The sequence below is a fragment of the Streptomyces sp. NPDC052101 genome (genome assembly GCF_040680235.1).
Classification (GTDB): domain Bacteria; phylum Actinomycetota; class Actinomycetes; order Streptomycetales; family Streptomycetaceae; genus Streptomyces.
In genome coordinates this window covers 226063-251393 of sequence record NZ_JBFAWH010000002.1, presented here as the reverse complement: position 1 = coordinate 251393, position 25331 = coordinate 226063, and the positions used below count along the sequence as shown (strand labels likewise).

The window sequence follows — 25331 nt, the reverse complement described above, 5'->3', positions numbered from 1 at the left end:
GGGCGATGAGTGAGCACAGCACGTCGAGCACGCGGGACCGGATGCCGGACTGGGAGAAGCGCTTCCGGGCGCCGCGCGTCTCGCTGCCCGACTGGGCGGAGGACGCGCCGGACCGCTCCCTGTTCGTGTCGAACGCGACGGGGACGTACGAGCTGTATGCCTGGGACCGTGCGACGGGCGAGCAGCGGCAGGCGACGGACCGGCCGAACGGCACGACGGACGGCGTGCTCTCGCCGGACGGCGCCTGGGTCTGGTGGTTCGACGACAAGGACGGCGACGAGTTCGGCATCTGGCGCCGCCAGCCCTTCGGGGGCGGGGCGCACGAGCCGGCCGTCCCAGGCCTCGACCCCTCCTACCCGGCCGGCCTGGCCCTGGCCCGCGACGGCCGCACGGCGGTCGTCGGCCGCTCCACGGACGAGGACGGTACGACGATCCACCTCGCCCGCGAGGGCGAGGCCCCCGTCGAGATCTACCGGCACCGCGAGTCGGCGGGCGTCGGCGACCTCTCGCACGACGGCTCCCTGATCGCCATCGAGCACACCGAGCACGGCGACGCCATGCACGCGGCGCTGCGCGTACTCCGCCCGGACGGCACGCCGGTCGCCGAGCTGGACGACACCAAGGGCGGCACCGAGGAGCTGGGCCTGGAGGTCCTCGGATTCGCGCCGGTGCACGGTGACGCCCGCCTGCTCATCGGCCACCAGCGCCGGGGCCGCTGGGAGCCGCTGGTGTGGGACGTGGTCTCGGGCGAGGAGACCGACCTCGCCCTGGACCTGCCCGGTGACGTCAGCGCCGAGTGGTATCCGGACGGCTCGGCCCTGCTCGTCGTCCATGGCTTCGAGGCCCGCAGCGAGCTGTTCCGTCTCGACCTGGCGACCCGCGAGCTGACCCGTATCCCCACCCCGCCCGGCACGGTCTCCGGCGCCACGGCCCGCCCCGACGGCAGCGTGGAGTATCTGTGGTCCTCGGCCGCCGAGCCGCCGGCGGTGCGCTCGACGACCGGCGGCGTGGTCCTGGACCCCCCGGGCCTGGCCTGCCCGCCGTCGGTGCAGGTGGAGGACGCGTGGGTGGAGGGCCCCGGCGGCCGTGTCCACGCCCTGATCCAGAAGCCGGCGGGCGCGAGCGGCCCCCTGCCGACGGTCTTCGACCTGCACGGCGGCCCGACCTGGCACGACAGCGACTCCTTCGCCGCGGGCCCGGCCGCCTGGGTCGACCGGGGCTATGCGGTGGTCCGCGTCAACTACCGCGGCTCCACCGGCTACGGCCGCGCGTGGACCGACGCCCTGAAGCACCGGGTCGGCCTGATCGAGCTGGAGGACGTGGCGGCGGTGCGTGACTGGGCCGTCTCCTCCGGGCTCGCCGACCCCACCCGGCTGGTCCTCACCGGCGGCTCCTGGGGCGGCTATCTCACCCTGCTCGGCGTCGGCACCCAGCCCGACGCGTGGACGGTGGGCATCGCGGTCGTGCCCGTCGCGGACTACGTCACCGCGTACCACGACGAGATGGAGGCCCTGAAGGCCATGGACCGCACCCTGCTGGGCGGCACCCCGGAGGAGGTCCCCGAGCGCTTCGAGGCATCGTCCCCGCTGACCTACGTCGACCAGGTCAAGGCCCCGGTCTACATCTCGGCGGGCGTCAACGACCCGCGCTGCCCGATCCGCCAGATCGACAACTACGTCAAGCGCCTGGAGACGAGAGGCGCGACCCACGAGGTCTACCGCTACGACGCCGGGCACGGCTCCCTGGTGGTGGACGAGCGGATCAAGCAGGTGAGACTCGAAATGGACTTCGCGGAGCGGCACTTGGGCAGCTAGAAGCCTTCTCGACCAAGTAGGGAGACGGGGGTTCAGGGGGCGGAGCCGCCTGGTGGGTCAGCGCAGCTCCGCGAGCCCCCTGCGGGTGGCGGCCACGACAACCCGGTCCCCCTTCTCCAGTACGTGTTGCGGCGCCGTGTCCGTGCGTCCCTCCAGCGCCAGCACCCTCCAGGACCCGGCCCGGAAGGCGTCCCGTACGGTGCGCCCTTCCAGCTGGGGGTGCCCGGCCACGTCGACCGCGGCGAACAGCAGCACCCTCCGTTCCACCGCGATGGCGCCCAGCACCTGCCGCCCGAGCATCGCCCCGGCGAACGCGGGCGCGGCCAGATGCGTGACGCTCCGGCTCCGGGTCAGCGCATGCGGATACGCCGCCCGCAGCGTGCGGTACACGGCGGTGGCGAAGTCGTCGTCGTACAGCCGCAGCACCACCCGCAGATCGGGCCGTACGGACCGCGCGTACAGCACGGCCTCCAGGTTCGTCGTGTCCGCGCTGGTCACCGCGAGCAGCGCGTACGCCCGGTGGATCTTGGCGGACTCCAGCACCCCTTCCTGGGTGACGTCCCCGAGCACCACCGGCACCCGCAGCCGCCGCGCGGTCGCAAGGCCCCGCGCCTCCGGATCGGACTCGACGCAGACGACGGGGATGTTCAGCTCGCGCAGCCGGGTCAGTACCCGGGTGCCGATCTTCCCCAGCCCGAGCAGCACCACATGCCCGCCCAGACCGCGCGGCGGCTTGCGCAGGGCGGAGGCGGTGCGGAAGGTGCCCAGCGCCTCCAGCACGGCGGCCAGCAGCACCGGAAGCATCAGCAACCCGACGAGCCCGGAGAGGAGTTGGAGGATCTGCCGGCCCAGCGGCGCCCCGATCGCGGGGTTGTCGATCGCGAACAGGTCGAGGAGGGTGTAGTAGAAGGCCCGCAGCGGATTGAGTCCGGGGGTGAGGACCCACAGCGCCACCGCGAGGGCGACCACACAGGCCACGCTGCCCGCCAGCGACCACCGCAGCCGCCGCGAGAACAGCGAGGCGAGCGGCGGCACCCCGCCCCGGCCGGGCCCGGCCGACTCCCCGCCGCCCGCCGACGACACCTGTTCCAGCACCACGGCCGACCGCCCGGCGGCCCGCCGCACCTCGTCGTCGTCCGGCAGCAGCCGCGGCTCCTGCTCCCCGCCGCTCTCGGGGTCCGTACCGGTGGGGGAGAGCAGGGCGAGGGTGCACAGTCCGGTACCGGCCGTCGGCCGTTCGACGGCTCGCAGCAGCAGCCCCTCGGTCTGCACGACCTTGCTGGTGCCGGCGACGGCGGTGGCGGCGAGCGCGGGCGCGGCGGTGTCGGCGTCGGACAGCACGGTGGTGGACGCGTCCGTGCCGCCCTCGCCGTCGCCGTCGCCGATGGCCAACGCGGCGGCCTGGTCGAGGAGTTCCTCGATGTGCTGGCCCAACCGGCGGTTGTAGACGCGGAGGACGAGCCGCAGCCGCGGGTTGAGCCGCCGGGCGGTCAGCGCGGCCCGGATGTTGGTCTCGTCGTCGTCGAAGACGAGGGCGAGCGCGGCGGCCCGTTCCACCCCGGCCTCGGCGAGCACGGCCTCGGTGATCTCAGCGGCCTCCAACACCCGTGCGGCATCGGCGCCGTTGCTGCCGCTGCCGGTGCTCGCGGTGGGCGTGGCCGGTCCCGGTCCGGTGCCGCCGCGGCCGACGGCGGCGCTCACCACACGGTCGAACAGCGCCGCCGAGGCGGACCGGGCACGGCCGACCACCGGAGGTCTGGCGGTGCGCTCGTTCGGCGGTACCACGAGGGTGACCTGCTCGCCGTAGACTCCGCGCAACTCGGCGGCCAGCCGGTGCGCGAGTCCGTCGTCACCGCACACCACCATGTGCGCCGGCGGGGCACCCGGCCCCCCTTGATACGGAACGCTCGCCACAAGGGAACAGAGTGCCCCATGAAGTCGGGTGGTTCCAGGACGGATTGAACAGGACCGATTGAACGTGTGCGCCCCGACCCGCGTACTGAGGGGGAGGGAGCAAGGACAGCCGGAGGTATCCACGCGTGGCCATCACCGAAGACGCCCTGCCCGGTGCCGAGGCGCGGGACCCCGCGCACCCTCCCGGCGGCGGGCCGGACAGCGGCGGCCGCCGGCTCAGCTCCCCGCTGGTGCTGACGCTGACGCTGCTGCTGGCGGTGCTCGCCCAGTCCCCGATCCGCGGCTTCCTCGGCACCCCGCTGATGCAGAGCTGGATGACGGTGTTCGTCGCGGTGACCGTGCAGGCGCTGCCGTTCCTGGTGCTCGGTGTGCTGCTGTCGGCGGCGATCGCGGTGTTCGTGCCCCCGTCGTTCTTCGCCCGCGCCCTCCCGCGCCATCCCGTGCTCGCCGTACCGGTCGCCGGGATCGCGGGCGCGGTGCTGCCGGGCTGCGAGTGCGCGTCCGTGCCGGTGGCGGGCGCGCTGGTGCGCCGAGGCGTGACTCCTGCCGCCGCCCTCGCCTTCCTCCTCTCCGCCCCCGCGATCAACCCCATCGTGCTGACCGCCACCGCCGTGGCCTTCCCGCGCGACCCGGCGATGGTCCTCGGCCGCTTCCTGGCCAGCCTGCTGGTGGCGTGCGCGATGGGCTGGCTGTGGCAGCGCCTCGGCCGCGCCGACTGGCTGCGCCCGCCGGCCCACGGCGCGCACGAGGGCGCGACGAAGGGGGAGGCGTTCTGGCACTCGGTACGGCACGACACCATGCACGCCGGCGGTTTCCTGGTGCTCGGCGCGATGGCCGCGGCCACGCTGAAGGCGGCGACCCCGGCGGACTGGCTGCGCACGGCGGCCGGGAACCCGGTCTTCTCCGTGCTCGCCCTCGCCGTCCTCGCGGTGCTGCTGTCCATCTGCTCGGAGGCGGACGCGTTCGTCGCGGCCTCCCTCACCCAGTTCTCCCTGACGGCCAAGCTGGTGTTCCTGGTGGTGGGCCCGATGATCGACCTCAAGCTCTTCGCGATGCAGGCCGGCACCTTCGGCCGCGGCTTCGCCCTCCGCTTCGCGCCCGCCACCTTCGTGCTCGCCGTCGCGGGCGGCGTCCTGACCTCGGCGGTGCTGCTGTGAACCGCCAGGCCCAGGCCGCCGTCCTGTTCCTGCTCGGTGCCGCCCTGCTGCACGCGGGCGGCACCAGCCTCTACCTGCGCTATGTCAAGGCGAGCCTGCAGCCGCTGCTGCTGGCCTCGGGCGCGGTCCTGATCCTGGCCGCGCTGGCGACGGTCTGGTACGAGTACCGACGCCACAGGTCTCAGGAACTCCAGGAATCTCAGGAACCCCACGGATCCCAGAGCCACACCCACGCCCACCCCGAACCCCGCATCTCCTGGCTCCTCCTGCTCCCCCTCCTCGCCCTCATCCTCATCGCCCCGCCCGCCCTCGGCTCCTACAGCGCCGTGCGGTCCGGCACGGCCCTGCAGAAGCCGTACGCCCTAGGCCCGCTGCCCGCCGGCGACCCCGTCCCGCTCTCCGTGGTCGACTACGCCTCCCGCGCGGCCTACGACCACGGCCGCTCCCTGCACGACCGCCCGGTCCGCGTCACCGGGTTCCTCGCCCTGGACCACTCGGGGGCGCCGTATCTGGTCCGCATGGCCCTCAACTGCTGTGCCGCGGACGCCCAGCCGGTCAAGATCGCCCTGACCGGCACCCTGCCCCCGGTCCTGCGCCCGGACGCCTGGCTGGAGGTGACCGGCAGCTACACCCCGCGCCTCATGCACGACCCGGTCAACAACGGCCCCATCCCGTATCTGAAGGTGACGTCGGCGCAACCGGTCCCGGTGCCGCACGACCCGTACGACGAGACCTGGAACAACTGAGCGTGCCCACGCTGTCGGAACACGGCAGCGTGGACCGCTGACACCTTGCCGGACCCCGCACATGTGGCCGGATCACGGGTGGCGCGAAAATGCGGGGCATGAACACCCGGGAAGGTGCCGCGCGGGGCGGCTGGGCCAAGCCGCTGGCCGTCTGTGTGCTGTTGCTGGCGTGCGCGTGCGGCGTCGCCGGGGCCGTGGCGGGCACCACCGCGCGGGAGCGGGCATGGGACGCGGCCCGGCCCTGCGCGGCCGCCGAGCACGGCGACGACTGCCTGAGCACGGTCCCGGCCGTGATCGAGCGGACCGATCCGCACCAGCCCAAGAAGGACAGCTATCTGTACTTCACCGACGGTCGGCCGCTGCACAGGCTGACCGTGGCGGAGGAGGCCGCCGAGTCCTTCGAGGCCGGGGACCGGGTCACGCTGACGTACTGGCGGGGGCAGGTGATGAAGGTCTCCGGGCGGCACTACGTCTGGCACGAGCATGTGACCACCGGCGGCAGCATGGCCGTCGCCGCCGCCGGGCTCGCGCTGGGCGCCGGCTGGCCGGTAGCGCGGCTCCTGGTGCGGCTGCGCGGGCGCGGGCGGCCGGCGGACGAGGTCCTGCCGTCACCGCTGCCCTTCCTGGCCCCGCTCCTGGTCACCGCCGTGTGGCTGCTGCCGCTGTGCTACCGGCACCCCACGTCGCTGTTCGGCTCCACGGAGGCGATCGCGTGGTGGGCCGCCGGCGGGACGGTCAGCCTTGCCCTGTCCGCCTGGGCCTGGCAGGCGACCCGGATCCGCGTGCCCGGCGACCCCGCCGCACCGGCGCGCCCCACCCCCGAACTCCCGGACGGGGAGGACGTGTTCCTGCCCGCCCGCTTCCTGGAGCACACCGACTACAACACGTACCGCTTCGGCAGCCACGTCGTCCTCGGCGCCGACGGCCCCGCGGTGACACCCCATCCCGGGCCGGGCCGTTTCGCGGCGAAACCGATCCCTGTCGAGCGGCTCACCCTCCGGTCGGTACGGCGGGCCCGGGGCGAGGAGGGCGACCTCGTCCCGCACGACTGGCATGTCGCCGAACTCGACGACGCGGGGACGCCGGTGCGGCTGGCTGCCGCGCCGGACGACCTCGCCCGCGTCTTGCGTGCGCTGGCCTGAGCCCTTACGGCGCTTACGCCTCCGTCGGATCGAAGCGCTCCAAGTCCCGCAGCCAGGCGTGTGCGTTGCCGTCCGAAGGGGCCCGCCAGTCGCCGCGCGGCGACAGTGAACCGCCCGCCGAGACCTTCGGGCCGTTCGGCATGGCCGAGCGCTTGAACTGGGAGAAGGCGAAGAAGCGGCGGATGAAGACCTCCAGCCAGTGCCGGATCTGGGTGAGGTCGTACGCGCCGCGGTCGGCCTCCGGGAAGCCGGGCGGCCAGGCGCCCGCCTCCGCGTCGTGCCAGGCGTGCCAGGCGAGGAAGGCGATCTTCGACGGGCGGAAGCCGTAGCGCAGGACGTGGAAGAGGGTGAAGTCGTGCAGCGCGTACGGGCCGATCTTCGACTCGGTGGACTGCATCTCCTCGCCCGGCACCAGCTCGGGGCTGATCTCGGTGTCCAGGATCGCGGCCAGGATCTTGCCGGTCTCCTCGTCGAACTGTTCGCTGCTGATGACCCAGCGGATGAGGTGCTGGATGAGCGTCTTGGGCACGCCGGAGTTGACGTTGTAGTGGCTCATCTGGTCGCCGACGCCGTACGTCGACCAGCCGAGCGCCAGCTCGGAGAGGTCGCCGGTGCCGAGCACGATGCCGCCGCGCTGGTTGGCCAGCCGGAACAGGTAGTCGGTGCGCAGGCCCGCCTGGACGTTCTCGAAGGTGACGTCGTACACCGGCTCGCCGGCGGCGAAGGGGTGGCCGATCTCCTTGAGCATCAGCCGCGCGGTCGGCGTGATGTCCAGCTCGGCCGCGGTGACGCCGAGGGCCCGCATCAGCCGGTGCGCGTTGTCCTTGGTGTGGTCGCTGGTGGCGAAGCCGGGCAGGGTGAAGGCCAGGATGTCGCTGCGCGGGCGGCCGGCGCGGTCCATCGCCCGGGCGGCGACGATCAGCGCGTGCGTGGAGTCGAGTCCGCCCGAGACACCGATGACGACCTTGGGGCCGCCGATCGCCGCGAGGCGCTGCTGCAGGCCGGCGACCTGGATGTTGTACGCCTCGTAGCAGTCCAGGGCGAGGCGTTCGGCGTCCGCGGGCACGAACGGGAAGCGCTCCAGGCGGCGGCGCAGGCCCAGGTCGGTGGTGGCCGGCGGGGCGAGTTCGAAGGAGATCGAGCGGAAGTCGCGGGTGCGCGCGGCGTGGGTGCGGCCGTTCTCGCCGAACGTGCCCGTCCGCTGCCGCTCCTGCCGCAGCAGGTCCAGGTCGACGTCGGCCACCGCGTACTGCTCGCCGAGCGGGAAGCGCTCGGTCTCGGCCAGCAGCGTCCCGTTCTCGTAGACCAGGGTCTGGCCGTCCCAGGACAGGTCGGTGGTCGACTCGCCGAGACCGGCCGCCGCGTAGACGTAGGCGGCGAGGCAGCGGGAGGACGCCGAGCGGCACAGCAGCTTGCGGTCCTCGGCCCGGCCGACCGTGATCGGGCTGCCCGAGAGGTTGACGAGGACGGTCGCGCCGGCCAGCGCCGCCTCGGCGCTCGGCGGCACCGGGACCCACATGTCCTCGCAGATCTCCGCGTGCAGCACGAGTCCGGGCACGTCCGTCGCGGCGAAGAGCAGATCCACGCCGAACGGTACGTCCGCGCCGCCTAGCCGGATCGTTCCGCCGCGCTCGTCGTCGCCCGCGGCGATCTGCCGGCGCTCGTAGAACTCCCGGTAGTTCGGCGGGTACGACTTCGGTACGACGCCGAGGATCCGGCCGCGGTGCACGAGGACCGCGCAGTTGAAGATCCGGTCGCGGTGGCGCAGCGGGGCGCCGACGACCAGCACCGGCAGCAGGTCCGCCGACTCGGCCACGATCGTGGCGAGCGCCGTCTCCACGTCGTCGAGCAGCGCGTCCTGCAGCAGCAGGTCGTCGATCGCGTACCCGGTCAGGGACAGCTCCGGGAACACGGCGACGGCGACGCCCTCCTCGGCGCAGCGGCGCGCATGGCGCAGGACCGCCTCGGCGTTGGCGGGCGGGTCGGCGATGACGGTGTGGCCCGTACAGGCGGCGACGCGCGCGAAGCCGTGCTGGTAGATCGACCAGAAGCTCACGGGACCTCTTTCCGAAGCGACTTTCCTACAAGACGAAGCCTAAGGGTCGGGCCGCCACTCGCCGCCCACCTGCGGGTTTCACATGCTGAAGCCCGTGCGGCCCGGCTGAAACCCAGTTGAAGCCGGTCTGAACCGCCGGGGCCGCACGCTCTGGGGCATGACGACGACACAGCACGAACTCGCGATCGCGGCCACCGGGCTGCGCAAGGCGTACGGCGACAAGACCGTCCTCGACGGCATCGACATCCAGGTGCCCGCCGGCACGATCTTCTCCCTCCTCGGGCCGAACGGCGCAGGCAAGACCACGGCGGTCAACATCCTGTCCACGCTGATCTCCGCCGACGCCGGCGAGGCGCGGATCGCCGGGCACGACCTCACCGCCGAGGCCCAGGCGGTGCGGGCCGCCATCGGGGTCACCGGCCAGTTCTCCGCCGTGGACGGACTGATCACCGGTGAGGAGAACATGCTGCTGATGGCCGACCTGCAGCACCTCTCCCGGCGGGAGGGACGGCGGGTCACCGCCGATCTGCTGGAGCGCTTCGACCTGGTCGAGGCCGCGAAGAAGCCCGCCTCCACCTACTCCGGCGGCATGAAGCGCCGCCTCGACATCGCCATGACCCTGGTCGGCGCCCCGCGGATCATCTTCCTCGACGAGCCCACCACCGGCCTCGACCCGCGCTCCCGCCACACCATGTGGCAGATCATCCGCGAACTGGTCGCGGGCGGTACGACCGTCTTCCTCACCACCCAGTACCTGGAGGAGGCCGACCAGCTCGCCGACCGGATCGCGGTCCTCAACGGCGGCAAGCTCGTCGCCCAGGGCAGCGCCGAGGAGCTGAAGCGGCTGGTCCCCGGCGGCCATGTACGGCTGCGGTTCGCCGACCCGGTGCTGTACGAGCGGGCGGCGACCGCGCTGCGCGAGACCACGCGCGACGACGAGGCGCTCGCCCTGCAGATCCCCAGCGACGGAAGCCAGCGCGAGCTGCGTGCCGTACTCGACTGGCTCGACGCGGCCGGCATCGAGGCCGACGAGCTGTCCGTGCACACCCCGGACCTGGACGACGTGTTCTTCGCCCTGACCGGAAGCCCCGTACCCGCCGCCTAGCCCGTGCGGCCCGCCGAGTCCGCCCCGTACGCCCAGTCCTCCCCGTCCATCCCGTACGCCCCGTCCACCGGCAAGGAGACTCTCCGATGAGTACCGCCAACCACGCCTTCCGCGACAACATGACCATGCTGCGGCGCAACCTCCTGCACGCCCGCCGCTACCCCTCCCTCACCCTGAACCTCCTGCTCACCCCGGTCATCCTGCTGCTGCTCTTCGTCTACGTCTTCGGCGACGTGATGAGCGCCGGCATCAACGGCGGCCACGCCGACCGGGCGGACTACGTCGCCTACCTCGTCCCCGGCATTCTCTTCCTGACCGTGGCCATGACCTCGCTCGGCACCGCGGTGTCCGTGTGCACCGACATGACCGAGGGCATCATGGCCCGGTTCCGCACCATGGCGATCTCCCGCGCCTCCGTGCTGATCGGCCACGTGATCGGCAGCGTGATCCAGACGATGATGGCCCTGGTGCTGGTCCTGGGCATCGGACTGGCCATCGGCTTCAGGCCCGACGCGACGCCGGTGGAGTGGATCGCGGCGGCCGGGCTGATGGCGCTGATCAGCCTCGCGCTGACCTGGCTCGCGGCCGGCATGGGCCTGGCGAGCCCCAACCCCGAGGGCGCCAGCAACATGGGAATGCCGCTGGTCATGCTGCCGTTCCTGTCCAGCGCGTTCGTGCCGGTGCACGCCATGCCGAGCTGGTTCCGCTGGTTCGCCGAGTACCAGCCCTTCTCGCCCGCCATCGAGACCCTGCGCGGGCTGCTGCTGGGCAGCGGGATCGGCACCAAGAACGCGGTGCTCGCCGTCGCCTGGTTCCTGGGCCTGACCCTGCTGGGCTACGTGTGGTCCAAGGCGCAGTTCAACCGCGAGCCGCAGCGGTGAGGCCGGGCGGTCACCCGCCGGACAGCTCGCGCAGCGCCACCGCCCGCAACTCCTCCCGCCCCAGGGCGGCGTATCCCGACCTCGCGTCGGTGTACGCCGCCCTGTCGGCGTTCTCGGCCGTCTCCCGGGACCGGGTCAGGGACAGGACGGGAAACTCCCGCGTCGCCGGCATCCGCTCCGCGAGCGCCACCAGCCGTACCCCACCCGCCTCGCCCCGGGCCAGCGCGGCGAAGCCGAGGGCCAGCAACACCGTGCCGTACACCGGCAGTTCCACCGGGGACCGGCCGGCCGTGCCGGACAGCATGTCGAGCAGCCGCTCCCGCAGCTCCTCGTCGAGGCCGGCCACCGGCTCCAGCCGGCCCGCCTGCGCATGCGCCGCCAGCGCGGCCGACCGCAGCTGAAGCGACCACGTGTCCACGAACGGGTCACCGGGGTACTGCAGGCCGTCCTCCCGGACCCGCGTCACCGCCCGGCGCCACAGCCCGAGCCCGACCTCGGTCAGCCCCCGGGCCAGCGCGATCTCCGCCCGCGCCGGCAGATCGGGGGCGAAGACCCGGGCGGACTCCGGCGGCTGGTCCAGCTCCGCGAGCCCCAGCCAGTACTCGGCCTCGTCGATGTCCCCGCGCTGCAGACAGGCGAGCACCAGCCCCCAGCGCACCCCGACCGAGTCCGACCATTCGCCGAACCGGCTGAACTCGCCGAGCGCGTCCAGCGCCGCCCGCAGATGGTCGTACGCCTCCGCGCCCCGCTCGGACTGCAGGCACAGCTCGCTGATCCGCCCGTGGCTGAGCAGCGCCATGGTCGGATTGCCGAGCGGGCCCAGCGCGTCGAGCATCCGGCGGGCGTACTCCAGCGCGCGCTCCGTCTCGTGCTGGGAGTCCCACACATAGCTCGCCACGCACGCCGCGATGCCCGCCAGCAGCGGCTCGTCGGACTCGCACAGCTCGGCCAGCCGCGCGAACTGCGGCGGGTGTATGTCCGGTACGGCACACAGCACGATCGTCAGCGCCCGCAGCACCGTGTCCGGCGGCGCGGGCGGCAGCCGGCGCAGCACGACCAACTGCCGTACGGCGTGCGGGCCGTGGCCCATGAACAGGCTCGCCGCGCACACGGCCGCAGCGCTGCGGGCCGACTCCACGTCCTCGGGGCTCCCGGGCCCGGGCCGGAACCGGGACAGCGGCCCGCCGGTCTCGGTGATGAGGGCGGCGAGCCGGGGGTAGTTGGAATCGGTGGCCCACAAGCAGGCCAGTACGGCGGTGATGGCGGCCGTGCTCGGCCCGTCGGCGCGGGCGAGGGCGTGCCGCAGTGCCAGGACGAGGTTGTCCTGCTCGGCCCGGATGCGCAGCCAGGCGGGCACGGGTTCGCTGCCGAACAGCACGTCGTGGTGGGCGCGGCCGAAGGCCCGGGCCCAGGCGAGGAACCGGCCGGCGACCGCTTCCTCCTCGCCGGCCTCGGCGCGCTTGGCGGAGCCGAACTCCCGCAGTGTCTCCAGCATGTGGAAGCGCACCCCGGACGGGCCGTCGCCCACCTTGATCAGTGACTGGCCGGCCAGCTGCTCCAGCAGCTCCAGCGCGTCCCCGGTGTCGCCGAGCACATACTCCGCCGCGTCCTCGGTGAAGCCGCCGGGGAACACGGACAGGGCGCGCAGGGCGGCCCGGCCGTCGGGTTCCAGCAGGTTCCAGCTCCACTCGACCACGGCCCGCAGCGTGCGATGCCGCTCGGGTGCGTCGCGGGCGCCGCCGCGCAGCAGCGCGAACCGGTCCCTGAGCCGGCGGGAGATGTCGGCCACCGACAGCACCCGGACCCGGGCCGCGGCCAGCTCCACGGCGAGCGGCAGCCCGTCCAGGTGGCGGCAGATCTCGGCGACCTCGGCCGCGGGCAGGTCCACGCCGGGCCGGGCGGCCCGCGCCCGCTGCACGAAGAGTTCCGTCGACGTCGCCTGCGACAGCTCCGGCAGGGCGTAGACGGACTCCGAGGACAGTCCGAGCGGGGCCCGGCTGGTGGCCAGGACCCGCAGCTTGCTGGAGCGCGACACCAGCGCCTGGACGAGCGCGGCCGCGCCCGCGATGACGTGCTCGCAGTTGTCCAGCACCAGCAGCGCCGGCCCGGCACCGAGTGCGGCGACGATGCCGCTCACCACGTCCCCGCCCCCGGCGAACTGCCGGCCGTCCCCGCTGCCGACCGCCGAGGCCACCTCGCCGGGTACGTCGTCGTCGGCGGTGACACCGGCCAGGGTGACGAAGTGCACCACGGGCTGCTCGGCGGCCCGGCTCACCGCGTGCGAGAGCCGGGTCTTGCCCAGGCCGCCGGGACCGACGACGGTGACCACCCGGGTCTCGCGCAGCAGCCCGGCCACGGCGGCGAGGTCGGCGTCCCGCCCCAGCAGCGGATTCGGCTCGTGCGGGACACCGTGCCGGACGAGTGGCGCGTCCGCGCTCAGCAACTCCTGGTGCACAGCCCTGAGTTGGGGTCCGGGATCGGTTCCCAGGTCGTCCCGCAGCCGGCGGCGATAGGCGTCGTACCGGGTCAGCGCCGCGGCCCGGCCCGCGCCGGTGGCCTCGCAGCGCAGCAGCTCCGCGAGCACCTCCTCGTCCCGCGGCGCCTCCTCCGCCAGCCCGGCCAGCGGCGCCGCGGCCTCCTCGCGCCGCCCCGACCGGGCCAGCGCGAGCGCCCGGGAACGCACCAGCGCCCGGTACGCCCGCGTGCGCTCGACACGCAGCGCGACGACCGGATCGTGCAGGTCCTCGCCCGCGGCGGCGCCCACGCCTCCGTCCCACAAGGCCAGCCCGGCCTCCGCCTCGGCCAGCGCGGCCGTGTGCTCCCCGGCCCGCGCGTGCTCGGCGGCGGCCGCCTCGTGCAGCAGCAGCGCGGAACTGTCGACCTGCGTCTCGTCGAGCGCCAGCCGATAGCCGGTCGGCGTACTCACGACCAGCTCGGCCCCCACCTGCGCCCGGAGCCGCGACACCAGGATCTGCACCGCCTTCCCCGGCCGCTCGGGCAACTCGTCGGCCCACAGCCCCTCCACGAGCCGTCCGGTACTGCACCCGGCACGCAGATCCTCGGCAAGCAGGGCCAACAACCCGCGCAGCCGCGGCGCGGTGATCTCCCGCCCGCGGCAGGCGACACGGGACAGCAGGGTCAACTCGGTCGTCACGTCGTGAAGACTAGGGCGTTTCCTTCGGCAGAGACACGGAAGGGCCCCGCCGTCGCAGTCCGTTCAAGGGCTCGGCCGTGCGAGTGGTTAGTCCGGTGAGCGGTTATTCGGAAGGAATGCCGGGGTAGCTTCGCGGCGGTCTGTTGTCCTAGAGGAGGCAAAAGCATGCGAGTACGTAGAGCCCTGGTCATCGCGATCACCACCCCTGTCCTGCTCGCCGCGGTCGGCATGACCGCCGCGTCCGCGGCCACTCCGAGAAAGTCCACCATCGAGAGACCGATCCCCGAGCCGGAGCCCAAGGCCAAGTCCAAGGCGGCCGCTCACCGCGGACACGACGCCGCGGAGAAGTCGGCCGATGACGACGCCGAGGACGAAGGCCTCTTGGGCAATTTCGCAAGACAACTCCTGTAGTGCCCGCCCTTCAAGCGGTGCGCCCGACGAGCAGGTCCGCCAGCTTGTTCAGGCGTCTGATCGTGCGGCCCTCGGTCGCCGCCGGAGCCGGGTCGACCCGCTCGTCGCGGTCGTAGTAGGCGCCGTTGACGATCTCGACGGCCGGGTCGCACAGCCGCACCACGTGTGCGGCGCCCTCGGCCGGGGAGACGCCCTCGTGGGCGTAGAGGGGGAGCAGCGCGGTGTCGCAGACGCCCGGGTGGACGGAGACCGCGGTGACGCGCGGGTCGGCCGCGAATACCGTGAGGGCGAGCTGGGACTGGGCGTAGGCGGCGAGGCGGGAGTAGCGGCGGGCGCGGTGGGGGTCGGCCCACCGGATGGACGCCGTGCGGTGCAGGGCGGAGGAGACACTGACGACCCGGCCGCCCGGGTCGCTGGTGAGCGCCGGCTCCAGCAGGCAGGTCAGCAGGTAGTGCGCGAGGAAGTTGACCTGGAAGGCGATCTCGTTGCCGTCGGCGGTCACGGTGTGCCGCTCCGGCGCCGCCGTACCCGCGTTGTTGACGAGGACGTCCAGATGCGGGTGCCGGGCGACGATCGCGGCGGCCAGCCGCTCGACCTCCTCCAGGTGGGCGAAGTCGGCCGAGTAGAGGGCCAGTCGGGACTCGGGGATGCCCGTCGTGGCGATCAGGCGGTCCGCCGCCGCACGGGTCTCCTCGGCGGTACGGCCGTGCAGCAGCACGGTGGCGCCGCGCTCGGCGAGTTGCCGTGCGGTCTCGTTGCCGATGCCGGAAGTGGCGCCGGTGATCAGGACGGTGAGGGACGAAAGCGTTGAGTCGGGCATGATCCGATCCGGGTTCGCGGCACGCCTGGGCGGCCCCGCGACAAGGGGGGCGGGCGTGCGGTGGTGGAGTGCGGTCGAGGGGCGCCGGAGCCGCTCACGGCGCCCCTCGGATCACGGAAAGCGGCGTCGGCGGGACGCGGCGTCAGCAGGACATGGCATCGGCGGGACGCGATGTCGGCGTGGCGCGGGCGCTTTTGGTCAGCGCGGCTCACGACGCGACGGCCGAGCGGGACTCGGCGGCCGGTCGAGCAGGAGCCAGGCGCTGTTCACACCGTCCATGGAAGCCGTCCCGGATCCGCCGGGCAAGCCGGAACCCCGGTCTCTGACGCGGTCCTGACGTGCGCATACGGGACCTTGACGGGAGGGCCGAAGGGGCGGGCGCGGCTCAGCCGAGGCCGGGCACCCCCGAGATCAGCATGTCGATCAGCTTGATCCCGACGAAGGGCAGGACGAGTCCGCCGAGGCCGTAGACGAGCAGGTTGCGGCGGAGCAGGTCGTGTGCCGAGGCCGGGGTGTAGCGCACCCCGCGCAGGGCCAGCGGGATCAGGGCGACGATGATCAGCGCGTTGAAGATGATCGCGGAGGTGATGGCTGAGGTCGGGCTGTGCAGGCCCATCACATTCAACGACTCCAGGCCCGGGTACGTGCCCGCGAACATCGCCGGGATGATCGCGAAGTACTTCGCCACGTCGTTCGTGATGGAGAATGTCGTCAACGCGCCCCGGGTGATGAGGAGTTGCTTGCCGATCTCGACGATCTCGATGAGCTTGGTCGGGTTGGAGTCGAGGTCGACCATGTTGCCGGCCTCCTTGGCGGCCGACGTACCGGTGTTCATGGCCACGCCGACGTCCGCCTGCGCGAGCGCGGGCGCGTCGTTGGTGCCGTCACCGGTCATCGCGACCAGCCTGCCGCCCTCCTGCTCCCGCTTGATCAGGGCGAGTTTGTCCTCGGGGGTGGCCTCGGCCAAGTAGTCGTCGACGCCCGCCTCCTCGGCGATGGCGCGGGCGGTCAGCGGGTTGTCGCCGGTGATCATCACCGTGCGGATGCCCATGCGGCGCAGTTCGGCGAAGCGTTCGCGGATACCGTCCTTGACGACGTCCTTGAGGTGGATCAGGCCCAGCACGCGCGGTCCGTCCCAGTCGTGCACTGCCACCAGCAACGGCGTTCCTCCCGAGGTGGCCACCGCGTCGGCGTACCCGCGTGCCTCCGGCGGGACATGGCCGCCGTACATCCGCACCCAGTCGATGACCTGCTGGGCGGCGCCCTTGCGGATGGCGCAGACGGCGCCGTTCGGCCAGCGCAGATCGACCCCGCTCATCCGGGTCTGCGCGCTGAACGGCACCCAGCGGGCGTTCGCCAACTCGCCCTCGGCGGGCGCCCGCAGGCCGTACCGGTCCTTGGCGAGGACGACGACGGAGCGGCCCTCGGGCGTCTCGTCGGCCAGCGAGGAGAGCTGGGCGGCGTCGGCGAGCTGCCGTTCGTCGACGCCGGGCAGTGGGACGAAGGCGGCGGCCTCGCGGTTGCCGAGCGTGATGGTGCCGGTCTTGTCGAGCAGCAGGGTGCCCACGTCGCCGGCCGCCTCCACCGCCCGGCCGGACATGGCGAGGACGTTGCGCTGCACCAGCCGGTCCATGCCCGCGATACCGATCGCGGACAGCAGGGCGCCGATGGTGGTCGGAATGAGGGTGACGAGCAGGGCGACCAGCACGGTCGTGGACTGGCCGGCGCCCGCGTACTCGCCCATCGGCTGCAGGGCCACCACGACCAGGACGAAGATGATCGTCAGGGAGGCCAGCAGGATGTTCAGGGCTATCTCGTTCGGGGTCTTCTGCCGGGAGGCGCCCTCGACCAGCGCGATCATCCGGTCCAGGAAGCTGTGTCCGGGGCGGGCGCTGACCCGTACGACGATCCGGTCGGACAACACCGTCGTACCGCCCGTGACCCCGCTGCGGTCTCCGCCCGCCTCCCGGATCACCGGTGCCGACTCGCCGGTGACCGCGGACTCGTCCACGGCCGCGACCCCGTCGATGACATCGCCGTCCGCCGGGATCATCTCGCCCGCCTCCACCAGCACCACGTCCAGCGGCTTCAGGTCGGTGGCGGCGACGGCCTCGGTGCGGGCGGCGGCGGGGTTCGTGCCGTAGCTCCAGTGCTCCAGCCGCAGCGCCACCGTGTCCGTACGGGCCCTGCGCAGCGACTCGGCCTGCGCCTTGCCGCGGCCCTCGGCGACCGCCTCGGCCAGGTTGGCGAAGACGACCGTCAGCCACAGCCACAGGCTGATGACCCAGGTGAAGACCGCCGGGTGCAGCAACGCCGACAGCGTGGTGAGGACCGCGCCGACGGAGACGACGAAGAGCACGGGGTTCTTCACCAGGACGCGCGGGTGCAGTTTGCGCAGCGCCTCGGGGAAGGAACGGACGAGCTGGGCGGGCTCGAACAGCCCGCTGGGGGCGCGGCGTCTCGGCCTTCGCTCCGGTCCGGTCCGGGCTCCGCGCTCGGGGCGGGACGGTGGGGCCTGCTCGGGGGCGGCGGGAAGCATGGACACCTTCGTGCCGTGAGGCGGGACGGGGACGGTGGTCGACGGCCGCCCGCGCGTCACCGCGGCTTCGCGTCACCGCGGCTTCACGCCACCGCGGAGTGGGGCTCCGCCGGTCATGCGGAGCCGAGGGGCTCCTCGGCCCGCGGCCTCGGCCCCGGCGGCCGTCAGCGAATCTAGCCCCGGCCGCGCGGCCAACCGCCCAGGCAGGCGCGGAATTTGCGGCACCCATACGGCGCGGTCGCATCGGCCGTCAAAGACCCGTCAAGCCGGGCCGAGAAGCCGTCAGGGCCCCGTCAAGGCGGGCCGTACCTGGCCGAATCCCATCGCAGACTGATCGGCAACGGGGGACGGGCGACCGTCCGTGGCGTGACGTTGGAGGGACCGTGGCTCTCACGGCCGGAACAGCGCGAGGTCCGAGGACCGAGGGGGAGACACCGCCACGACGAAGGGAGGTCGCCCCGTCCGGGGGCAGCCCCGGACCGCGGAGAGAGGGGATTCCGCGGACGGCCGGACCGGGTCCGGGGCTGCGCCCGCGGCTGGCCGAGTTCAGCTGAGAGCGGGCAGTTGGGGGCCGTGGTTCCTCCCGGGCCCGCTGGCCGCCTGACACCTCTGGCGCTCTTAGGATCGCGGTCATGGACACCATAGGTTTGCTCGCGCTCGCCCTGGCGGTACTCGGCTCTGTCATCGGTACCGAGAGCCGGTTCACGCGGGCCGACCGGCGCCTCGCGCGCGTCGAGCGCAAGCTCGACCTGATCATGGAGCACCTGGATCTGCGTGAGGAGCGGCACCCGCGGATGGACGAGGTGGCCGCGCTCGTCCGCGACGGCAAGAAGATCCACGCGATCAAGCTGTACCGGGAGATCACGGGCGCCGAGCTGAGGGAGGCCAAGGAGGCCGTGGACCGCCTCGGTTAGGTCAGTTGTCCGTCAGCCGGGCTTCTTCCAGGTCCAGCGAACGCTGGAGCCGGCGTCGCGTCGTCTCGCTGATCGTGTGGGCGTCGTAGAGCCGCTGTAGTTCCCCCGTCTCGACGGCGATCAGATCGCGCCGCAGCTGACGGTAGACCCGGTCGGCGGAGTCCGAGGCGGAGCCCTCCGCGTCGTCGAGGCGGGCCGTGAGGCCGCGGCGGAGGCGGTCCAGGACGACGTCGGGGACGACTTCGAGTTCGGCGAGTTCTTCCAGGCGGGCCAGGCCCGCGTGGGCGAGGCGGGAGCGGGCCTCGGCCTCCTCGCGGGCGGTGTGCGCGGGCTCCAGGGCGATGCCGGAGGCGCGGACCACGGGGGCCAGGGTGAAGCCCTGGACGACGAGGGTGACGACCACGACCGACGTGGTGAGGACCAGGACCAGGGGGCGGTCGCTGAGCGGGCTGCCGTTCTTCGCGACCTCCGGGATGGACAGCGCGGCGGCCAGCGGCATCACGCCGCGCGTGCCCGCCCAGGTCAGCACCATCGGTATCCGCCAGTTCAGCCGGCCGATCCCGCCCTTGCGCTGCACGACCGCCGACAGGGGGGCCAGCCAGAGGAGTCGTACCGCGATGAGGGTGGCGGCGACAGCGAGGGCGTGGAGGGGCCAGGCGCGGTCGCCGTCCGCCAAGGCCCTCACCTGGGCAGGGAGGGCCAGCCCGATCAGGCTGAAGACCACGCTTTCCAGCAGGAACACCACCGTGCCGTACACGGCGTGCAGTTGGAGTCTTATGCGGGCGTTGGTGAGGCGGTCGCCCCGGCCGCCCAGGACCACTCCGGCGACCACGCAGGACGTCACGCCCGAGGTGTGCGCGGCCTCCGCCAGCAGGTAGGCGGCGTACGGCGTGACCAGGGCGATCACCGTCTCCAGCACCGGGTCCTCGGTGCGGCGCCGGATCAGGGTGACCACCCCGGCCACCGCGGCCCCGATCACCGTGCCGCCGCCGGCGAGCAGGAAGAACTCGCCGCCCGCCGCGCCCCAGTTCGCCGCGGCCGAGGCGATGGCGATGCCCGCCGCCACCCGGACCAGCACCAGCGAGGTCGCGTCGTTGAACAGGCTCTCGGCCTGGACCAGGACCTGTACGCGTGGGGGCAGGGCGAGGCGGCGGCCGAGCGCGGTCACGGCCACCGGGTCGGTGCTGGCCAGCACCGCGCCCAGCACGAACGCCATCTGCCAGGACAGGGGAGTGACCGCGGCGGCCACCGCGGCGACCGCGGCCGCGGACGCGAGGACCAGCCCTATGGCGAGGATCCCGACCGGTTTCCACACCGCCCGCAGCTCCCGCCAGGGCATGTCCTCGGCGCTCGCGTACAGCAGGGGCGGAAGGACGACGAGGCCGATGATCTCCGGGCTGATCCGGATCTGCGGGGTGCCCGGCAGCAGTGCCACGGCGAGACCGGCGACCACGAGCAGGGAGGGGGCGGGAATGCGCCAGCGGCGCGCGAAGGTGGCGACCACCGTGGCGAGGACCACGAGGGCGAGAACCGTACCGACGCTGCGCATGCCGTCCCCCTGGGATTGCGGAAGCCGCTCCGGCTCCCGGCCGACCAGACTTCCCGGCACACCTGTCCTCACCCTATCGGGCCAGGTCACGTCAAGACAGTGTCAAGGTCCCCGGGACCGCCGCCAAGGAACCGCTAACAAGCGCGCCGCCCGCTTCGCGAACCGGCTTCCTTGGGAGGAGAAACCCTCCCGCGAAAAGGGAGTTGGATCAGTGAGCGGAGCGCGTCGGCGGCGATGAGTGACGTACGGCCCGGACGACTGAAGGTCTACCTCGGCGCGGCCCCGGGGGTCGGCAAGACCTACCGGATGCTCGACGAGGGGCGGCGCCGTGCCGCCCGCGGGGCGGACGTGGTGGTGGGATACGCGGAGTGCCACGGACGTCCGCACACGGAGGCCATGCTCGACGGCCTGGCGAGCGTCGCGCGGGCGTCCTGCAGCTACCGCGGGGGACAGTTCCAGGAGATGGACCTGGCCGCGGTCCTCGCCCGCCGGCCGCAGGTGGCGATCGTCGACGAGTTCGCCCACAGCAACGTGCCCGGCGGGGGCCGCAACCCCAAGCGCTGGCAGGACATCGAGGCCCTGCTCGACGCGGGCATCGATGTGATCACCGCGCTGAACATCCAGCACCTGGAGTCCCTCAACGACGTCGTGGAGAAGATCACCGGGGTGCCGCAGCACGAGACCGTGCCGGACGAGGTGGTACGGCGGGCCTGGCAGATCGAGCTGGTGGACATGCCCCCCGAGGGGCTGCGCCGGCGCATGGCGCACGGGAACATCTACGCCCCCGAGAAGATCGATGCCGCGCTCGCGAACTACTTCCGGCCCGGCAATCTGACCGCCCTGCGCCAGCTGGCGCTGCTGTGGGTGGCCGACCGGGTCGACGAGGCGCTCCAGGAGTACCGGTCGCAGCACGGGATCGGGCGGGTGTGGGAGACCCGGGAGCGGGTGGTCGTAGCGCTGACCGGGGGACCGGAGGGCGACACGCTGGTACGGCGGGCCGCCCGCATCGCCGACCGGTCCGCCGGCGGCGATCTGCTCGCCGTGCACGTGGCCCGCAGCGACGGCCTCGCCGCCGGCGTCTCGCACGCCTCGCTGGCCCGGCAGCGCCGGCTCGTGGAGGACCTCGGCGGCAGCTACCACTCGGTCGTCGGCGACGACGTGGCCACCGCCCTGGTGGAGTTCGCGCGCGCCGAGAACGCCACCCAGCTGGTCCTCGGCACCAGCCGGCGGGGGCGGCTCGCGCGGTTTCTGACCGGTCCGGGCACGGGGGAGACCGTCACCGAGCTGTCCGGGGACATCGACGTCCACCGGGTCACGCACGAGCGGGCGGGACGGGGCACCTTGCTCCCGTCCCGGCGCCGCACCCTGTCGACCGCCCGGCTGATCGCCGGACCGGTGGCCGGACTGGTGCTGCCCATCCTGCTCACCGCCGTCCTCGCGCAGCTGCGCGGCACGCTCAACCTGACCAGCGAGGCCCTGCTATTCCTGCTGGCCGTGGTGGGCGTGGCCTGCATAGGCGGGGTCGCCTCCGCGGTGATCGCGTCGGTGACGGCGTCCCTGCTGCTCAACTACTGGTTCATCCCGCCCATCGGCGCCTTCACGCTGGACGATCCGAACGCCCTGGTGGCCCTGACGGTGTTCGCGGTCGTCGCGGCCACCGTGGCGGCGGTCGTGGACCGCTCCCTGCGCCTGTCGCGCCGCTCCGCGCGGGCCACGGCCGAGGCGGAGACCATGTCGTCCCTGGCCGGCAGCATCGTGCGCGGCGAGGCCACCATCCCGGCCCTGCTGGAGCGCACCCGCGAGACCTTCGGCATGGACTCGGCGGACCTGGTGGACGAGCCGCCGGACGCGACCGGGCCCGACGCGGTCGGGTCCCATGCGGTCGGGTCCCATATGGTCGGGTCCCCTGTCGCCGAGGCCCATATGGCGGGGTCGCATGTGGCCGGGTCGCATGTGGCCGGGTCGCATGTGGCCGGGTCGTGTGTGGCCGGGGCCCACGCGGTCGTGGCTTACGCGTGCGGGCCGGATGCGTGCGGGCCGGATACGGCCGCAGCCCACGTGTCCGGGCTTCCCCTGTCCGGGCTTCCCCTGTCCGGGCTTCCCCTGTCCGGGTCCCACGTGTCCGGTTCCCCTTCTGCTTCCGCCGGGGCGACGGCGGTCCCGGCCGGCCCCGGTGCCTGGCTCGTGCTGCGCGGCCGTACCCTCTCCTCCTCCGAGCGGCGGGTCCTCGCCGCCTTCGCGGCGCACGTCGGCTCGGCGGTGGAGCGGTCCCGGCTGGCCGAGGCGGCGGCCGAGGTGGAGCCCGTGAAGGCCGCCGACCGGCTGCGCACCGCCCTGCTGCGGGCCGTCGGCCACGACCTGCGCACCCCGCTGGCCGCCGGCTGGGCCGCCGTCACCTCGCTGCGCAGCCGCGATGTCGCCTTCACCGACGAGGACCGCGACGAACTCCTCGCCACCGCCGACGAGTCCATGGCCAAGCTCAACCGCCTGGTGGAGAACCTTCTCGACCTCAGCCGGCTGGAGGCCGGCGCCCTCACCCTGAACCTGCGGGCCACCACCCTGGAGGAGGTGCTGCCCCTGGCGCTGGCCGACGTGCCGGACGTACGGGTGACGGACATGGAGGGGATCCCGGCGGTGCTGGCCGATCCGCCGCTGCTGGAGCGGGTGATCGCCAACCTGGTCGGCAACGCCGCCCGGCACACCCCGCCCGGGAAGCCGGTGCTGGTCACCGCCAGCGCCCTGGCCGGGCGGGTGGAGCTGCGGGTGGTGGACCGGGGGCCCGGACTCCCCGCCGACGGCCGCGACCGCCTCTTCGAACCCTTCCAGCGGCTCGGCGACACCGACAACACCACGGGACTCGGTCTCGGCCTCGCCCTCGCGCGCGGCCTGACCGAGGCGATGAACGGCACCCTCGGCCCCGAGGACACTCCCGGCGGCGGCCTCACGATGGTGGTGTCGCTGCCGTTCGCGGGCCGCCCCACCGGTGCCGAACCGACCGAGCAGAGCGTAGGAGGACCCTGATGACCCGCTGAGGGGCGAGCCCCACGGCGCTGAACCGTCAAGATCTCGTCAAAGGCAGCCCATTGCGCGCGAAGATGGCGCAAACAACAGCAGAGGCGAGCCCGAACCGGACAGAACCTGTGTGCACCCGTAAGAAAGAGGAGCACGCGCCCATGTCCGTCCTGACCACCGAGCAGCCGGATGCCGTACCCGCCGGCGAGGAGCCGCCTGATACCGGCGATCGTCACCGGCTGACCGCCGTCACCGGCCTCGCGGCCCTGTCCCTGGACGCCATGGCGTCGGTGGCGTACGGCCCCGAGGCGATCGTCCTCGTCCTCGCCGCCGCGGGCGCGCACGGGCTGGGCTTCACGATGCCGGTCACGCTCGCGATCGCCGCCCTGCTGGCGGTGCTGGTGGCGTCGTATCGGCAGGTCATCGCGGCCTTCCCGGACGGCGGCGGGTCGTACGCCGTGGCCAAGACCCACCTGGGGGCGCGGACGAGCCTGGTGGCCGCCGCCTCGCTGGTGCTGGACTACGTGCTCAACGTCGCGGTCGCGGTGACGGCGGGCGTGGCGGCCCTGACCTCCGCCTTCCCCTCCCTCTACGGTGACCGGCTGTGGCTGTGCCTGGCGGTGCTCGCGCTGATCACGGCCGTCAACCTGCGCGGGATCGTGGAGTCGGCGAAGGCGTTCATCGTGCCGACGGTCGTGTTCGTCGGCTCGATCTTCGTGCTGATCGTCGTCGGTCTGTTCCGCTCCCACCCCGTGAGCACGGCCACCGCCGCCGGGCATGCCTCGGTCCTCGCCGACAACGCCTCCTCCGTGGGCGCGCTCCTGCTGCTGAAAGCTTTCGCTTCCGGGTGTGCCGCGCTGACCGGCGTGGAGGCCATCGCCAACGCCGTCCCCTCCTTCCGGGTGCCGCGGGTGCGCCGGGCCCAGCGTGCGGAGGTCGCCCTCGGCGGTGTGCTCGGCCTGATGCTGATCGGCCTGTCGGTGCTGATCGGCCGCTTCCACCTCCAGCCGGTCGAGGGCGTCACCGTCCTCGCCCAGCTCGCGGACGCCGCGCTCGGCCACAACTGGGCCTTCTACGTCATCCAGTTCGCGACGATGATCCTGCTGGCGCTGTCCGCGAACACCTCCTTCGGCGGGCTGCCGGTGCTGCTGAAGCTGCTCGCCCGTGACAACTACGCGCCGCACGTCTTCGCGCTGAAGGCCGACCGCCAGGTCCACCGGCACGGCGTCCTCGCGCTCGCCGTCGTCTCGGCCGGGCTGCTGGTCTTCTCCGGCGGTGACACCAACACCCTGGTGCCGATGTTCGCCATCGGTGTCTTCGTCGGCTTCACCATCGCCCAGGTGGGCATGGTCCGGCACTGGCTGCGGGAAAAGGGCTCCGGCTGGCGTGGGAAGGCGCTGCTCAACGGCTTCGGCGCGGTCCTCACCGGCATCGCCGCCGTCGTCGTCACGGCGAGCAAGTTCACCGAGGGCGCCTGGCTGATCGTGATCGCCCTGCCGCTGCTGGTGCTCGTCTTCGAGACCGTGCACCGCGCCTACGGCCGGATCGGCGAGCGGCTCGGCCTCGGCCGTATCCCGGAGGTCCCGCACCGCGAGCGCTCGCTGGTGGTCGTCCCGGTGTCCACGCTCTCCCGTCTGACCTCCGAGGCGCTCACCGCGGCCAGCTCCCTCGGCGACGAGGTCCGCGCGGTGACCGTCTGCTACCCGGACCCCGAGGACCGGGCCCAGCTGCACGCCCTGGAACGCGCCTGGGCGGACTGGGACCCGGGGGTGGAGCTGGTCCGGCTGTCCTGCGAGCGGCGCACGCTCGGGCGGCCCATCGCCGCGTACGTCCGCGACGTGGCCGCCACCGAGCCCGGCACCCAGGTCACCGTACTGATCGCGGAGGCCGAGCCGGAGCGTCTGTGGCAGCGCCTGCTGCAGAACCAGCGCGGCGCGATCGTGGCGCACTCGGTGCGTCGGGAGACGGACGCGGTGATCTGCCGGCTGCGGTTCCGGTTGTGACTGGTGGTGCGGCTGTTCTGTGGGCGGCGTGCTCGGGTGGCCCGTAGCCGCGTACGTCGGTGAGGTGGCTGCCACCGGGCCCGGCACCAGGTCGGGGTGCTGGTCGCGGGGGCT

At 73.1% G+C, this 25331-nt stretch carries 16 protein-coding genes; 10 read left to right on the top strand and 6 right to left on the bottom strand.

Annotated features, from left to right (window positions below):
• The first annotated feature begins 5 nt into the window (after positions 1–5).
• Positions 6–1814, top strand: coding sequence for a prolyl oligopeptidase family serine peptidase (locus AB0L75_RS04775; protein WP_365175334.1), 1809 nt, complete (start codon positions 6–8; stop codon positions 1812–1814).
• A gap of 57 nt (positions 1815–1871) precedes the next feature.
• Here the strand turns inward: AB0L75_RS04775 and AB0L75_RS04770 are convergent, their stop codons facing one another.
• Entirely contained in the window at positions 1872–3680 is a 1809-nt protein-coding gene (locus AB0L75_RS04770) for an NAD-binding protein (RefSeq protein WP_365175332.1), read from the bottom strand.
• 173 nt (positions 3681–3853) lie between these two features.
• Between AB0L75_RS04770 and AB0L75_RS04765 the strand changes: the two genes are divergently transcribed.
• The 3 genes from AB0L75_RS04765 to AB0L75_RS04755 all read left to right on the top strand — a co-directional run bounded on the left by AB0L75_RS04765 (position 3854) and on the right by AB0L75_RS04755 (position 6773).
• Positions 3854–4885 (top strand): permease, encoded by a 1032-nt coding sequence (locus tag AB0L75_RS04765; RefSeq protein WP_365175330.1) that lies wholly within the window; start codon positions 3854–3856, stop codon positions 4883–4885.
• Complete coding sequence (locus tag AB0L75_RS04760; protein ID WP_365175328.1) at positions 4882–5631, top strand: TIGR03943 family protein; 750 nt, start codon at positions 4882–4884, stop codon at positions 5629–5631. Before AB0L75_RS04765 ends, AB0L75_RS04760 begins: the two co-directional genes overlap by 4 nt.
• A 98-nt stretch (positions 5632–5729) precedes the next feature.
• The gene (locus AB0L75_RS04755; protein WP_365175326.1) at positions 5730–6773 is read left to right on the top strand and encodes a hypothetical protein; all 1044 of its coding nucleotides are present in this window, start codon (positions 5730–5732) and stop codon (positions 6771–6773) included.
• Positions 6774–6786: 13 nt separating this feature from the next.
• Here the strand turns inward: AB0L75_RS04755 and AB0L75_RS04750 are convergent, their stop codons facing one another.
• Positions 6787–8829 (bottom strand): NAD(+) synthase, encoded by a 2043-nt coding sequence (locus AB0L75_RS04750; protein ID WP_365175324.1) that lies wholly within the window; start codon positions 8827–8829, stop codon positions 6787–6789.
• Between the two features lie 157 nt (positions 8830–8986).
• Between AB0L75_RS04750 and AB0L75_RS04745 the strand changes: the two genes are divergently transcribed.
• Together AB0L75_RS04745 and AB0L75_RS04740 are read left to right on the top strand one after the other, a co-directional pair.
• Positions 8987–9934 carry an ATP-binding cassette domain-containing protein gene (locus AB0L75_RS04745; RefSeq protein WP_365175322.1) on the top strand — a complete coding sequence of 316 codons (948 nt, stop codon included), beginning with the start codon at positions 8987–8989 and terminating at the stop codon, positions 9932–9934.
• An 86-nt stretch (positions 9935–10020) separates the two neighbouring features.
• Positions 10021–10815 (top strand): ABC transporter permease, encoded by a 795-nt coding sequence (locus AB0L75_RS04740; RefSeq protein ID WP_365175320.1) that lies wholly within the window; start codon positions 10021–10023, stop codon positions 10813–10815.
• Between the two features lie 10 nt (positions 10816–10825).
• On the opposite strand, the gene AB0L75_RS04735 is transcribed toward AB0L75_RS04740, so the two are convergent.
• Positions 10826–13969, bottom strand: a complete 3144-nt coding sequence (locus AB0L75_RS04735; RefSeq protein WP_365175318.1) for a BTAD domain-containing putative transcriptional regulator — start codon at positions 13967–13969, stop codon at positions 10826–10828.
• 165 nt (positions 13970–14134) lie between these two features.
• Between AB0L75_RS04735 and AB0L75_RS04730 the strand changes: the two genes are divergently transcribed.
• On the top strand, positions 14135–14380 hold the full coding sequence (locus tag AB0L75_RS04730) for a hypothetical protein (protein WP_365175316.1): 246 nt from the start codon (positions 14135–14137) through the stop codon (positions 14378–14380).
• Positions 14381–14390: 10 nt separating this feature from the next.
• On the opposite strand, the gene AB0L75_RS04725 is transcribed toward AB0L75_RS04730, so the two are convergent.
• Positions 14391–15200: an SDR family NAD(P)-dependent oxidoreductase gene (locus AB0L75_RS04725; RefSeq protein ID WP_365175314.1), complete on the bottom strand. Its 810-nt coding sequence runs from the start codon at positions 15198–15200 to the stop codon at positions 14391–14393.
• Between the two features lie 385 nt (positions 15201–15585).
• Positions 15586–17739 (bottom strand): potassium-transporting ATPase subunit KdpB, encoded by a 2154-nt coding sequence (gene kdpB, locus AB0L75_RS04720; protein WP_365176450.1) that lies wholly within the window; start codon positions 17737–17739, stop codon positions 15586–15588.
• A gap of 632 nt (positions 17740–18371) precedes the next feature.
• Between kdpB and AB0L75_RS04715 the strand changes: the two genes are divergently transcribed.
• Positions 18372–18653, top strand: a complete 282-nt coding sequence (locus AB0L75_RS04715; RefSeq protein ID WP_365175312.1) for a ribosomal protein L7/L12 — start codon at positions 18372–18374, stop codon at positions 18651–18653.
• A gap of 1 nt (position 18654) precedes the next feature.
• Here AB0L75_RS04715 and AB0L75_RS04710 read toward each other — a convergent pair whose 3' ends face one another.
• Positions 18655–20202, bottom strand: coding sequence for a Na+/H+ antiporter (locus AB0L75_RS04710; RefSeq protein ID WP_365175310.1), 1548 nt, complete (start codon positions 20200–20202; stop codon positions 18655–18657).
• A 234-nt stretch (positions 20203–20436) separates the two neighbouring features.
• Here AB0L75_RS04710 and AB0L75_RS04705 point away from each other — a divergent pair, with 234 nt between their 5' ends.
• Both AB0L75_RS04705 and AB0L75_RS04700 read left to right on the top strand, forming a co-directional pair.
• Positions 20437–23223 (top strand): ATP-binding protein, encoded by a 2787-nt coding sequence (locus AB0L75_RS04705; protein ID WP_365175308.1) that lies wholly within the window; start codon positions 20437–20439, stop codon positions 23221–23223.
• A gap of 152 nt (positions 23224–23375) precedes the next feature.
• Complete coding sequence (locus tag AB0L75_RS04700) at positions 23376–25217, top strand: APC family permease (RefSeq protein ID WP_365175306.1); 1842 nt, start codon at positions 23376–23378, stop codon at positions 25215–25217.
• The last annotated feature ends 114 nt before the right edge of the window (positions 25218–25331 follow it).

Excerpts from the sequence above, each read along its gene's own strand:
- AB0L75_RS04775 (WP_365175334.1), top strand. The coding sequence starts at position 6 with ATGAGTGAGCACAGCACGTCGAGCACGCGGGACCGGATGCCGGACTGG.
- AB0L75_RS04770 (WP_365175332.1), bottom strand. The coding sequence starts at position 3,680 with ATGGTGGTGTGCGGTGACGACGGACTCGCGCACCGGCTGGCCGCCGAG.
- AB0L75_RS04755 (WP_365175326.1), top strand. The coding sequence starts at position 5,730 with ATGAACACCCGGGAAGGTGCCGCGCGGGGCGGCTGGGCCAAGCCGCTG.
- AB0L75_RS04745 (WP_365175322.1), top strand. The coding sequence starts at position 8,987 with ATGACGACGACACAGCACGAACTCGCGATCGCGGCCACCGGGCTGCGC.
- AB0L75_RS04740 (WP_365175320.1), top strand. The coding sequence starts at position 10,021 with ATGAGTACCGCCAACCACGCCTTCCGCGACAACATGACCATGCTGCGG.
- AB0L75_RS04730 (WP_365175316.1), top strand. The coding sequence starts at position 14,135 with ATGCGAGTACGTAGAGCCCTGGTCATCGCGATCACCACCCCTGTCCTG.
- AB0L75_RS04725 (WP_365175314.1), bottom strand. The coding sequence starts at position 15,200 with ATGCCCGACTCAACGCTTTCGTCCCTCACCGTCCTGATCACCGGCGCC.
- kdpB (WP_365176450.1), bottom strand. The coding sequence starts at position 17,739 with ATGCTTCCCGCCGCCCCCGAGCAGGCCCCACCGTCCCGCCCCGAGCGC.
- AB0L75_RS04715 (WP_365175312.1), top strand. The coding sequence starts at position 18,372 with ATGGACACCATAGGTTTGCTCGCGCTCGCCCTGGCGGTACTCGGCTCT.
- AB0L75_RS04710 (WP_365175310.1), bottom strand. The coding sequence starts at position 20,202 with ATGCGCAGCGTCGGTACGGTTCTCGCCCTCGTGGTCCTCGCCACGGTG.
- AB0L75_RS04705 (WP_365175308.1), top strand. The coding sequence starts at position 20,437 with ATGAGTGACGTACGGCCCGGACGACTGAAGGTCTACCTCGGCGCGGCC.
- AB0L75_RS04700 (WP_365175306.1), top strand. The coding sequence starts at position 23,376 with ATGTCCGTCCTGACCACCGAGCAGCCGGATGCCGTACCCGCCGGCGAG.